Below are 11197 nucleotides of genomic sequence, written 5' to 3'. Positions count from 1 at the left end.
CGCCGACGCTGCCCACCGACGGCTGAATGCCCGCGTCCTGCAGCCGCTCGGTGTACTTGATCGAGACGTACTGAACGCCCCTGTCGCTGTGATGCACCAGCTGGCCGTTTGAGACCGGCTGACGGGCATGCAGCGCCTGCTCCAGGGCATCCAGCACAAACCCGGTCTCCGCGCTGTGTGACGCCCGCCAGCCCACGATCTTCCGCGCGAACGCGTCGATCACGAAGGCCACGTAGGCGAAGCCGTGCCAGGTGGCCACGTAGGTGAAGTCGGAGAGCCACAAAGCGTTGGGCCGGGCCGGCTGGAAGTCCCGGTTCACGTGGTCGCGCGGGCACGGCTGAGCCTTGTCGCTCACCGTCGTGCGCTTGACCTTGCCGCGCACCGCGCCTTGCAGGTCCATCTCGTGCATCAGGCGTTCGACCGTGCAGCGAGCGACCTCGAAGCCATCCCGGCGAAGCTGCTGCCAGTGAGGTGTCCCGGCTTTCTCGGAGGCTGTGGTGTTTGGACGATCAGGCCGCCATGGCGGCCTGATCGTCCAGCTCGAAAAATTTCGCCTCGGCCTCCGCGGGCAGGATATGGCCGAGGGGTTCCAGTAGGCGCCGATTGTTGAACCAATCGACCCACTCGAGGGTCGTCAGCTCCAGCTGTTCCAGGCTGCGCCAGGGACCCAGGCGGCGGATCACTTCTGTCTTGTAAAGCCCGATCACCGTCTCCGCGAGGGCGTTGTCGTAGCTGTCGCCGACGCTGCCCACCGACGGCTGAATGCCCGCGTCCTGCAGCCGCTCGGTGTACTTGATCGAGACGTACTGCACGCCCAGGTTGCTGTGATGCACCAACTGGCCGTTTGAGACCGGCTGACGGGCATGCAGCGCCTGCTCCAGGGCGTCCAGCACGAACCCGGTCTCCGCGCTGTGCGACGCCCGCCAGCCCACGATCTTCCGCGCGAACGCGTCGATCACGAAGGCGACGTAGGCGAAGCCGTGCCAGGTGGCCACGTAGGTGAAGTCGGAGAGCCACAAAGCGTTGGGCCGGGCCGGCTGAAAGTCCCGGTTCACGTGGTCGCGCGGGCACGGCTGGGCCTTGTCGCTCACCGTGGTCCGCTTGACCTTGCCGCGCACCGCGCCCTGCAGGTCCATCTCCTGCATCAGGCGTTCGACCGTGCAGCGGGCGACCTCGAAGCCCTAGCGGCGAAGCTGCTGCCAGACCTTGCGCACGCCGTAGACCTGGAAGTTCTCGTCCCAGACCCGGCGGATCTCGGTGCGGAGCCGCGCATCGCGTTGGATGCGCGACGGCGCCGTAGACGGGGCCGCCCGCCGGGCGGCGTGGAGACGGTAGGTCGACGGGGCGATCGGCAGCTGCCGGCAGATCGGCTCGACCCCGTAGACCGCGCGGTGATCGTCGATGAACGCGATCATGGCTTGGATCGGCGGTCGAGCTCCGCCTGGGCAAAATACGCTGACGCCTTGCGCAGGATCTCGTTCGCCCGCCGGAGTTCCTTGACCTCCCGCTCCAGTTCCTTGACGCGCTCCTGCTCCGAACTGGTCATGCCGGCGGCCGCGCCGTCGTCACGCTCCGGCTGGCGCAGCCAGTTGCGCAGCGTCTCCGGGTTGCAGCCGAATTTCTCGGCGATCGAGGTCAGTGCCGCCCATCGCGAGGCATACTCACCCTCTTGCTCGCGCACCATCCGGACAGCACGCTCGCGTAGCTCAGCCGGGTATGGCTTCCTGTTTGTGGTCTTTCCCATAAGCTCCAATCTCCCAAACATTGGAGCCTCCGGAAAGCCCGGGGCGGTTCATCCCGGATCTTGCGCATGGCTATCCTCGCAGTCGGCATCGTGCCTCCCGTCTTGCCGTCCAACGTCGGGAGACACGCCTACCTCAGGTTGAGAGTCGCCAACACGGATCCGGGCACCGCCACGGTGGTCGCGATCGTGAAGAGACCGGTCGCGATCACCTGAACAAGGTGGTCGCCATCACGTGAAAGACCTGGTCGGCATCACCTGAAAAAGGTGGTCGCGATGAAGTGAAACGAGCAGGCGACGGCGAGGCGGTCGGAAACGCGTTTTTGCGGAGCGAGTCCGTGCCGGTCCGCACGGGGCCGCAGGGCTGGGTGCAGGTTCAGGCCACGCCCGGCATGGCCGTGGAGGCCGACGGATGCGAAGCGACGCTGCCCGACTTCGACGCGGATCTGGAATACGTCGAACTCGGCGAAATCGAGTGCGAGAGCGGAAGGAGCGAACCATGAAACGGATGACAGCGGGATTGGCGGCGGGCGCCGTGCTGGCGGCCGCGACGGCGGCGCAGGCGCAGGGCGTTTCGGTGCCGGATTACCGGATCGAACTGGACGGCGAGCCGGAAATCCGGCGGGTCGTCAACAACTCGGACACGCTGGCGTACGTGCGTCTGGACCCCGTTCGGATCGAGAACCCGGGAACCGACAGCCGCAAGGAAATCTCGTCAGACCGGAACCCGCGCGAGGTCGGCCTGATGGTCTCCCCGCGGGCCATGAAGCTGGCTCCCGGCGAAACCCGCACCTTTCAGGCGACGCCGCTCGGATCGCCGGACAAGGAGCGCGTGTGGCGGATCAAGGTGCGCCCCGTGGTCGGCCCGCGGATCGACGGCGGCGACAACGCGGTCGTGAAAATCCTGCAAGGCGTCAACGTCCTGGCCATAGATCGGGCGCGCGACCCCGAGGTGGACCTGGGGTCAACTATCGAAGGCGGCGTCTTGACCGTGCGCAACGACGGCAACGCGAGCGCGCTGATGACCCTCGGCGAGCAGTGCGCCGAAAGCCGGTGCGAGGGGCTCGACCCGTTCCGGTTGCACCCCGGAACCGAGAAGGAAATCGACCTGCCGCTCGACGGCGGCTCCGTCGAATACCGGGTGTCGGGGCCGAACGGCGCGGAGACGATTTCGCTTATTGAATAAGTAAGATTTGAGCACACAATCGGGTTGCGTTACGCTCGTTCTCATGCGATACTATACGCATCGCCGTTAGTGCCCGCGCCTCGCGGGGTAGGCCCTCAGGATGCGGACAGAAGATGGCGTCGATTGGGCTTCCGTTTCGGAAATGCTGTCCGAAGGGGCCACAGCGCGCGACCTCGCCGTCTTGCTCCGAGGCGGAGGTTGAGAAGCGCCTCAAGGGCGCGTCCCCACGACCGAGCGGCTCTCGAAGAAAGCCCTGCGTGAGGGTCGACCACGACCGCGTGTTCAGGATGCACGCGCGAATGGCGCTGACGGACGGAGAGATCGCGGACGAGCTCGGATGCTCTCGCGCGGCGGTGGCCGCTTCCCTTTTGGGGCGTCGGGTCCGCGACCGCAGAAGCGAAGTTTGACGCCGAAGGAGCCAAAAGGATGGCACAGAACGTATCGGTCGAAACGACCCGAAAATCCAACCGCGGGCGCCCGCGGCAAGTGGACCCGGACGAAGTGCTCCGGTTGCACGACGAGGAGCGACTCGTGGACGAGGACATCGCTACCCGCATCGGATGCAGCGTCGGAACGGTGCAGAAGTTCCTCTGCCGCCGCCGAACGTGGCGCAAGCCACATAAGAAAAAGGATGGAGTCGACGCCGATCTGATTTTCCGGCTGCATTCCCAAGAAGGGCTGAGCGACCAGGAAATCGTCGAGAGGGTCGGCTGCTCGCGCCACCAAGTCACCCAAGCCCTCCGAAAGCGGCGCGTGGCGGATCGGCGCTCCGACAACAACTGGCTCACCCGGAAAGCCGACCCCAAGGTCGTCAGGCGCATGTGGCGAGCGGGTAGCACGGTTGCCGACATCGCGAAAGCGACCGGGGTCTCCCGGGAGCGAGCGGCCCAGATCCTGGACCGGATCGGAGAACGTCCGCGAACCCGCCGGAAGAGCGCAGCCGCGTAATTTGTTGACAGTGTGCCGTCTATATGGTACACGACCATCATAATTGCAGTGCGTCAGGCAGGAACGATGTCCATTTACCGCGGCGTGCCCGTGACGACGGGGTACGGCAACAGGCGCAAAGACAAGTGCCTCGAAATGGTGAAGAACGCCAACGGCGCGATCGTTGACGGAAACAGTGTGGCCGAGTTCTTCGCCCCGCATTTGCCGATCGATCCTTCAGAAAAGAGCTTCGGCCTGTACGGCCACGACGCGACAACCGGCGAGTCCGTGGTTTCGGGGCGCATCCCCGGAGTGATCGGGCCGCGACATTACTACTGCCGCCAAGAGGAAGACGGCTCGATCTTCGTCCGCGAGGTCCCAGTCCGGCAGATCACGCCAGTGCTGGACAAGGACGGCCATCCCGCTGCCCCCGTTGACGCGGCGAAGCGGCTGGTCTGGGGCATCCGCCACGGGCACGCGCAGCATTCGAGGCCCGCTCCCAACGGTCGGCTGCTGACGCCGTCCCCCCGCACACCGCCGGCGGACGCCCGCCCGGTGAAAATGTCGGGCGTCAATGTCGCCGAAGCGCGGTCGGCTGACGGAGAACTCTGGCTCAAAGAGCCGAGATCTGAAAGGAGCCTGCCGGACCCGAGCGCAGGCGGCTCCGCGCGGGACGGCTGGTGGGTCTTGAAGAACCCTGGGGGCGGACGCGAGCCAAAAAGAACGCAAACTCCCGAGCCGGAGCGCGGTCGGACGAAAGCTCCCGACATCAGCCGCTGAGGATGGGACTCCAACGCAAGATCGACAGGGCGCGCCAGTTGGAGGCGCGCCGGCAACGCGGCGCGTCGGCGCTCCGGCGCTTGGCCGGCAAGACGCGCCGTTTCGATGGGGGCGATCCGCCGGAGAGCGGCAGCTCCCGCGCCGGGCCGCTTCAGGCCCGAACCACAAGCGAGAGAGGTGCGACGATGACGAACGAGAACGGCAAGCTGAACGGCGCCACCCCCAGCGACGGCCGCACCGGCCTGAAGAAGCTGAAGGAGGCGCAGCGCCGCCAGAACGAGCGGGGCGAAGCGGACGGCCCCGCCGAGGAGTAGGCTTCCCGAGCGAGGGCCATTCCGAGACGCGGCGGTCATCCGGTGGCCGCCGCGTTTTTTTCTTCCCGGTCGCAGCGCCGGTCACGGGAAAAGGGAATCGAGTGATGTTCGAAGGTTCGCCCGTCACAGCCATGGACGCCGACCAGCCCGACGCCCGCGTGCGCGAGTTCGGCCAGTTCCCGACGCCGATGTGGGTGGCCGAAGCCATTGTCGAACGGCACTTTCCGGACCTGGACGCGGACGACCACGTAATCGAGCCGGGCTGCGGACCGGGCAGCTTCCTGTCGGCCATCCCCTCGCACGTGCCGGTGACGGGCTACGAGATCGACGCCGATCTGGCGGAACGTGCCCGAAGAAGCACCGGTCGCCGTGTCGTCACCGGGGACTTCACGCGGTGCCCCGTCGATCTCCGCCCGACATGCGTGATCGGCAATCCGCCGTTCAAAGCGGACGTCATCGACGCCTTCCTGGCCTGCTCGCACGCGCTTTTGCCCGAGAACGGCCGGGTCGGCTTCATCCTGCCGGCTTACATGTTCCAGACGGCCTCGCGCGTGGCGCGGTACGCCGAGGACTGGAGCCTGTTCCAGGAGATGATCCCGCGCAACGTATTCCGCGACCTGAAGGCCCCCATCGTCTTCGCCCTGTTTTCCAAGGACCGCCGGCGTTCGCTCGTCGGGTTCGCGCTCTACCGGGAGGCCGACGAGATCCGCAACCTGTCGGTCGACGCGCGCGACGCGCTCGAACGGGGCAGGGGCCCAGTTTGGCGCCAGGTCGTGTCCATGGCCCTGGACGCCCTGGGCGGCGAGGCGAACCTCGACGACATCTACGCCGCGATCGAGGGGAAACGCCCGACGCGCTCGCGGCACTGGCGCGAGAAGGTCAGGCAGACGCTCCAAAGGGGTCATTTCCGCCGGATCGCGCGCGGGCGATGGGCGCTGCCGGAAACCGCGTGAACCGCAAGGAGGGCGACTCATGGCCGACTGGCCGAAACCGACCAACCGGCAACCAGAGCGAAGCGTCTCGAACGGCGCAGAGAGCCGTCCGGATTGGCGCCACCCGCACGACCTCCCCGAGAACGTGAACGAGCTTCCGCCTGACGATCAAGCGCAAGCGATCATGGAGCTCGTGCGCGTGCTCCACGTCCACGGTCAAGACGCGCCGCACGACGCCGTCCTCCTGTCCGGCAACCGGCCCGGGCTGACCGTGCTTCGGGACGCGATCGGCGCGGTCCTCGCCCGCGGCGACGGCGCGAGCGCGGAAACGCACGAGACGGCGTGGGACGGCGAAGACTATCGGGTCATTGTCGCGCGCGACGACGCGCCGTTCGGAGTCGACCCGATGTCGGACAGGCACGGCGGCCCGCCCTACATGGACCCGATCCACAACCCTCGCCGCAGCGGCGCCCGCTGAGTCGAATCACGCGCTCGCTTCGACCTGGTCGCGGAGTTCGCGCGCGATGATCTAGGCGTACATGGCGGACGCGTGCGCGTATTCGAGGCCGAGGCGCCCGAGGCTCTGCGGATCCAGGGCCTCGACGTCCGGCGCGCGATCTCCCGCCGCTTCCGCCAGAAAACGCCAAGAGCGCCCCTTGAAAACGACCCCGTACGCGGCGTGGGCCGTCGTGGGCATCTCACCGGCGCGCAACAGTTCGTGGGCGGTCTCCTGCGCCGACGCCGCCAACGCGCGCGCCGTTTCGACGTCGACGTACACTTCCATCGACCGCACGGCGACGTCGGTCCGGAACTCGCGGGTTTCGGGGTAGACCTTCATGGGATGGGAGGCTCCTTGCGGCGCTCGCCGCAACTGACTTCATCGATCGGCGGGGACGACCCGCCAGGCGCCGTAAACGCACCTGTCGGCGCGCACAGGCTCTTCGTCGATCACGACGCCGTCCACGACCGCGAAAACGTGCTTCGCCGTCTTCAGGATGTACGTGCCATGGGGCCGCTCTCGACAGAACCGCTCCGGGTTCATACGCTTCTGGCCCTTGACCGCCGGAAACGCTTCCCATGCGAAAGCGCATCCGCCCAGACGCGATTTCGAGGCCCACTCCCGGAAACGGAACTTCCGGGAGGCTTTCCGCCCCGCGGCTTTGAGTTCGTCGTACGCCGCGTCGTAGCTCACGCCGGTGGCGACGGCCAGGGCGCGCACCGTGCAGTCGTTGCGCTGCCGAGGGCGTTTCGACGTCGATCGCCCGCCGTCTTCGGCCCGGAATGGCGCCTCGGCGATCATCGGCACTTCCCTTCGTATTCGAGGTGCTTCAGGTGAACGTGCCCGCCCACGCCTTCGGCACGGACGCGAACCCACTTCCCCTGGCCATCGGAAGACGGCCCCTGCACGATGACCTGCGTTCCGCGATCCATAACGGCCAAGATTTCGCCGTCGCCGTGAGCGCTTTCCGTCACCGCGAGCGCGTCCACGACAGCGGACGCGCGAACGCAGACATTCGGCGGGCTTTCTTTGGCCTGAGCGTTCGGCGCGAACGGAACGGCTACGGCGAAAACGGCAACGATGGCTCGGAGCATAAGGGGCGCTCTCTGACCGACTTCAATGACACCAATGTGTGTATTATATACGTTCCGCGCCATTTTTCAAGGCGAAGCGCACTTGATTTTCTTGCCTTAACGCGTAAAATGTAGGGGGTCCGCGGCACTTGGCTGCGCGTTCGGTCGCACCCATATGCCGCGCCTGAGCTTACAGGCGCGAGGCGCCCGTTGAAGTTTGCAGTCCGTCCACAGGAGGACATCGAAAATGCGAAAGATGCTACTCGCGACCGCCGCCCTCGTCGCGATCGGTGGGGCAAGCTCCGCAACCGCGGAAGAGACGAAGTGCGTCGACGCCGACGGCACCAAATGGTGCATGGGAATGGTGAGTTCCATTCACCCTCAAGTCCCGCAAAGCCTCGCGCGGCAGGCGCCCGACTTCTACCATCGCTTCCAGGGTCCAGCGAGCGAGTCCGTCTCCACGACCGATCACATCGACACCGGCCTTTTCGGCGACAACGACGTCTACGCCCCCGCGCTGATCCGGCGCACGGGCTGGCTCAACACGAACAAAACGGGCGTCCACAAGATCCGCCTCCGGTTCGAGGGGCCAAAGCTGCCGAACGACCTTCGCAAGGAGCTCACCAAAAGCGAAGACGTCGATCTCTCGAACTTCCAGCGCTGCCACGCTTCGATCAAATACAACGGTCGCGAACTGAACGGCGGCTCGTTCGGCCTCGGGACGCAGTCTACCGACGCGGGCCAGAAGGCCGTAGAAGCCAAGTTCCGCACCTCCAACGCCTCGCCCAAACCCCTGGAAGTGACGTACTCCTGCAAGCTTTGGACGTCGACAAGCTTCCAGAAGCGTCTGGCGGACATGAGAGACGACAACTGGTGGGGCACGAGCACCCACCTCACGTCTGATCCTTACGGTCAGCGCCCGCATGATTCGGAAATCAGCCACCAGTGGCTGGAAGTCGCCGCCTACCAACTCGCCAGCGAACAACGGGACGCGGTCGTGGAAACTGACGTGAGCCTGGAAATCGCGACCGGTGACGGCGAATACCGCGCTCCGAGCCCGGGAGAGATCATCTTCAAAGGCGAGAAGTACGGCCAACTCGCGAGTTCGGGATCGTCCGTCATCACGCAGACCTTCGACGGCGAGAAAAAGAACTTCAAAAAAACCGTCGTGCCGGGCCTGAAAGTTTCCGCACACACCCTGTCGTCGGACAAGCTGAAGCAGGACGACCTTGCTTGGGACGCCACCGAATGGCATCCCAATTACCTTTCCGGGCCTCGCGAATTGTTTGATGTCGAGGATGGGTATCCGCCTGTTTTCCTCGACGGCGAACAACGGAACGGATGGGATTTCGAGCATAAGCGTCGAAAAGCGTTCTTCGACTCCGGGAACCTGATGGAGTCCATCGACGTCTCGGGCAAGCCTGACGCGACTTGGTCGGTTCCGAGCGGAGTTTTCTCCACCACCCAGATCGCCTCTCGGGCCGGCGTGCGCCACGGCGGCAAGCTAGTCGCGGACGGCTACTTCATCGCCGACGCAACCGGTCGGCACACTTTCGCGGTCGTGGTCGACGGAAATCCGGGCAAGAACCCGACGAACGGCCGGTACGACCTGAACGCCTGTTCCATTTCGATGTCCCTCGACGGGAACACGATCCTTTCCGGCGAGGAAATGCTGCGGGAGGGCGGCGGCTACGTCGTCACCGGCGGCGCCGATCTCGCCGAAGGTCGCGTCTACAAGGCCGACGTCGAAATGGCGTGCCGCTGGCACGGCAAGGACGCTTACGGCCCCGAGATGGCCTACCGCAACGGCGTGAAGTGGACGCTCATGCTCCGCGAGCCGGACGAAACCACGCTCCGCCGCGTGGACGACGGGTTCGTTCATAAGGTCGAGGGAGACTCCAACAACGCCTCCAACTTCGAAGGGGCGGACGGAGCCGTGAGCTTCGACTGATCGAATGTCATTCCGAGCGCGGCGATCCGCTTGACTGCGGACTGCCGCGCTCATCTTTCGATGCCTATCAAGTGCCCTAATGTTTCTGCGGTCCCGTCAACAGGAGACATCGAAAATGCGAAAGATGCTTTTAGCGACCGCCGCTCTAGTCGGTCTCGGAAATGTGAATACCGTTACTGCCGGGGAGCCGAAGTGCGTCGAAGCCGACGACACCAAGTGGTGCATGGGCATGGTCACGTCCGTTCACCCGCGCGTGCTAGGAAACATGGGCACGGACATGCCAGATTTTTGGCATCGGTTCCACGGGTCGGCCAGCGAGAGCGTCTCATTGATCGATCACATCGACACCGGCATTTTCGGCGACATCGATATATACGCCCCGGCCATGATCCGACGGACAGGATGGCTGAACACCGGACAGACGGGGCTTCACAAAATCCGCCTTGTTTTCGAGGGTCCCAAAGTCGGATCCGACTTCGCTAAAGCCGTCAGCAAGGCTCGTCGGATTGAACTCGAAAACCTGCTCACATGTCGTGGCGCAATCTCTGTCGATGGCAGCATCCTAAACTCCGCATCTTTTGAACTTGGCGTGTCTTCGAGTGGAAACGACAAAAAAGCGCTTGCCGCCACCTTCAGAAAAAGCTCTGCGTCTCCGACCCCTTTTTCCCTCAGTTACACGTGCCAATGGTCGGATCATGTTCCCGACTTTGAGAACAGGTTCAAAAGCACGATTTCACGTTCGAAGAACCTTCCGTTAGACCAGCTTATTCCCGCCCATGTCAGTCATTGGAACGACATTCCCAATGCTCCGTTCGACGACACATTCGTCGCGTCGTCGTGGTTCGAGCCTTTAGCCTACCAATCGGCGAAAAAAACCGGTGGCCTCAGGGGAGTCGCTGCGGACGTTTCTGTTGAAATTGCCCATGATGGCGACGATTATTCAGCGCCTAAAGACACCGAGGTGATCTTCAGTCCGGAACGGCACGGGCAAATCGCAAGCTCCATTGGTTCCCTGGAGGGGCCCACTGTCGACGGAGACAGACGAAACCTGAAGGCAGGTGTGGCGGAAGGACTCCGAGTGGAAGCGTATTCACTTCCTTCGAGCGAGCTCACAGAAGATCCGCAAAAGTGGGACGCGACCGATTGGCACACCAAGTTGATGGCTTGGAGACCCACGCTGCCAAAGGACAACGGAACGGTCCCGGACATAATTGTAGGTGGCGAGAAGAAGAATGGTCACGAGAACTCGCGCCGTCACATCCTGTCTTGGTTCAGAGGCGGGAACCTGATGGATGTAATCCATACCGACCGAAAGCCTGATGACATATGGTCTTCCCCTAGCGGGTCTTTCAGCACGAATGACTTCCCGAGTCGCGCCGGCGTCCGAGACGGTGGAAAACTGAAAGCGACTGGACATTACATCAGCGACAAGGCCGGCCGTCACACTTTCGCCGTTGTGATCGACGGCAACCCCGGCGAAATGACGGCCAACGACAGCTTGTACCTTAATGCGTGCTCCGCTCGTCTGGAACTGGGAGGGCGAACCGTCGTTTCCGGTGAGGAAATCTTGAGAGCCGGAGGTGGTGTGGTTTTCACTGGAGGCGCGAACCTGAAAAAAGACAGGTTCTACGACGCGGAAATGGAAATGGCGTGCCGGCTGCACGGTAAAGGCGTGTCTGGACGCCCCCACAGATGCAAGCCCTTTTTCCTCGGGTCCGGTGTAGGCATGCGGTCAGGTGCAGTCGTGTCTTCGGCCTCTCGATGCGGCCGTTACACGCCGCGGGCCTGTATGGA

General features: G+C 64.2%; 13 protein-coding genes, 2 pseudogenes and 1 other annotated feature. Of the genes and pseudogenes, 11 read left to right on the top strand and 4 right to left on the bottom strand.

Annotated features, from left to right (window positions below; genetic code table 11):
- Both CKO28_RS24725 and CKO28_RS24720 read right to left on the bottom strand, forming a co-directional pair.
- A pseudogene (locus tag CKO28_RS24725) lies at nt 1-466 on the bottom strand (IS3 family transposase); the annotation flags it as partial.
- A gap of 43 nt (nt 467-509) precedes the next feature.
- Nucleotides 510-1744: pseudogene (locus CKO28_RS24720) on the bottom strand (IS3 family transposase).
- Nucleotides 1341-1457, bottom strand: a sequence feature (AL1L pseudoknot). It overlaps the preceding pseudogene by 117 nt.
- A gap of 66 nt (nt 1745-1810) precedes the next feature.
- On the opposite strand from CKO28_RS24720, the gene CKO28_RS24715 reads away from it, so the two are divergent.
- The 8 genes from CKO28_RS24715 (at nt 1811) to CKO28_RS24685 (ending at nt 6358) form a co-directional block, all read left to right on the top strand.
- Nucleotides 1811-1957 (top strand): hypothetical protein, encoded by a 147-nt coding sequence (locus tag CKO28_RS24715; RefSeq protein WP_200343585.1) that lies wholly within the window; start codon nt 1811-1813, stop codon nt 1955-1957.
- 122 nt (nt 1958-2079) lie between these two features.
- Entirely contained in the window at nt 2080-2244 is a 165-nt protein-coding gene (locus CKO28_RS24710) for a hypothetical protein (protein ID WP_200343583.1), read from the top strand.
- Nucleotides 2241-2927 (top strand): hypothetical protein, encoded by a 687-nt coding sequence (locus CKO28_RS24705; RefSeq protein WP_200343581.1) that lies wholly within the window; start codon nt 2241-2243, stop codon nt 2925-2927. Before CKO28_RS24710 ends, CKO28_RS24705 begins: the two co-directional genes overlap by 4 nt.
- A gap of 426 nt (nt 2928-3353) precedes the next feature.
- Nucleotides 3354-3875 (top strand): hypothetical protein, encoded by a 522-nt coding sequence (locus tag CKO28_RS24700; RefSeq protein ID WP_200343579.1) that lies wholly within the window; start codon nt 3354-3356, stop codon nt 3873-3875.
- A 66-nt stretch (nt 3876-3941) separates the two neighbouring features.
- A complete protein-coding gene (locus CKO28_RS24695; RefSeq protein ID WP_200343577.1) occupies nt 3942-4634 on the top strand; it encodes a hypothetical protein in 693 nt (230 codons plus the stop codon).
- 185 nt (nt 4635-4819) lie between these two features.
- A complete protein-coding gene (locus CKO28_RS29000; protein WP_274611080.1) occupies nt 4820-4948 on the top strand; it encodes a hypothetical protein in 129 nt (42 codons plus the stop codon).
- A 131-nt stretch (nt 4949-5079) separates the two neighbouring features.
- On the top strand, nt 5080-5901 hold the full coding sequence (locus CKO28_RS24690) for a hypothetical protein (RefSeq protein WP_200343575.1): 822 nt from the start codon (nt 5080-5082) through the stop codon (nt 5899-5901).
- Nucleotides 5902-5920: 19 nt separating this feature from the next.
- Nucleotides 5921-6358 (top strand): hypothetical protein, encoded by a 438-nt coding sequence (locus CKO28_RS24685; RefSeq protein ID WP_200343573.1) that lies wholly within the window; start codon nt 5921-5923, stop codon nt 6356-6358.
- A 51-nt stretch (nt 6359-6409) separates the two neighbouring features.
- Here CKO28_RS24685 and CKO28_RS24680 read toward each other — a convergent pair whose 3' ends face one another.
- Complete coding sequence (locus CKO28_RS24680) at nt 6410-6718, bottom strand: hypothetical protein (RefSeq protein ID WP_200343571.1); 309 nt, start codon at nt 6716-6718, stop codon at nt 6410-6412.
- 39 nt (nt 6719-6757) lie between these two features.
- Nucleotides 6758-7180: a hypothetical protein gene (locus CKO28_RS24675; protein ID WP_200343569.1), complete on the bottom strand. Its 423-nt coding sequence runs from the start codon at nt 7178-7180 to the stop codon at nt 6758-6760.
- Between the two features lie 32 nt (nt 7181-7212).
- Here CKO28_RS24675 and CKO28_RS24670 point away from each other — a divergent pair, with 32 nt between their 5' ends.
- From CKO28_RS24670 to CKO28_RS24660, 3 genes are all read left to right on the top strand, one after another.
- A complete protein-coding gene (locus CKO28_RS24670; RefSeq protein WP_200343567.1) occupies nt 7213-7587 on the top strand; it encodes a hypothetical protein in 375 nt (124 codons plus the stop codon).
- A gap of 112 nt (nt 7588-7699) precedes the next feature.
- On the top strand, nt 7700-9403 hold the full coding sequence (locus tag CKO28_RS24665) for a hypothetical protein (protein WP_200343565.1): 1704 nt from the start codon (nt 7700-7702) through the stop codon (nt 9401-9403).
- Nucleotides 9404-9518: 115 nt separating this feature from the next.
- The coding region (locus tag CKO28_RS24660) for a hypothetical protein (RefSeq protein WP_200343563.1) at nt 9519-11197 on the top strand (1679 nt) is incomplete at its 3' end.

The sequence above is a fragment of the Rhodovibrio sodomensis genome, from assembly GCF_016583645.1.
Lineage (GTDB): Bacteria > Pseudomonadota > Alphaproteobacteria > Kiloniellales > Rhodovibrionaceae > Rhodovibrio > Rhodovibrio sodomensis.
This window is presented reverse-complemented; position numbering and strand designations above follow the sequence as displayed.

Bases quoted from the DNA above. Each gene is read 5' to 3' on its own strand.
- CKO28_RS24715 (WP_200343585.1), top strand. From the start codon at position 1,811: ATGGCTATCCTCGCAGTCGGCATCGTGCCTCCCGTCTTGCCGTCCAAC.
- CKO28_RS24705 (WP_200343581.1), top strand. From the start codon at position 2,241: ATGAAACGGATGACAGCGGGATTGGCGGCGGGCGCCGTGCTGGCGGCC.
- CKO28_RS24700 (WP_200343579.1), top strand. From the start codon at position 3,354: ATGGCACAGAACGTATCGGTCGAAACGACCCGAAAATCCAACCGCGGG.
- CKO28_RS24695 (WP_200343577.1), top strand. From the start codon at position 3,942: ATGTCCATTTACCGCGGCGTGCCCGTGACGACGGGGTACGGCAACAGG.
- CKO28_RS29000 (WP_274611080.1), top strand. From the start codon at position 4,820: ATGACGAACGAGAACGGCAAGCTGAACGGCGCCACCCCCAGCGACGGC.
- CKO28_RS24690 (WP_200343575.1), top strand. From the start codon at position 5,080: ATGGACGCCGACCAGCCCGACGCCCGCGTGCGCGAGTTCGGCCAGTTC.
- CKO28_RS24685 (WP_200343573.1), top strand. From the start codon at position 5,921: ATGGCCGACTGGCCGAAACCGACCAACCGGCAACCAGAGCGAAGCGTC.
- CKO28_RS24680 (WP_200343571.1), bottom strand. From the start codon at position 6,718: ATGAAGGTCTACCCCGAAACCCGCGAGTTCCGGACCGACGTCGCCGTG.
- CKO28_RS24675 (WP_200343569.1), bottom strand. From the start codon at position 7,180: ATGATCGCCGAGGCGCCATTCCGGGCCGAAGACGGCGGGCGATCGACG.
- CKO28_RS24665 (WP_200343565.1), top strand. From the start codon at position 7,700: ATGCGAAAGATGCTACTCGCGACCGCCGCCCTCGTCGCGATCGGTGGG.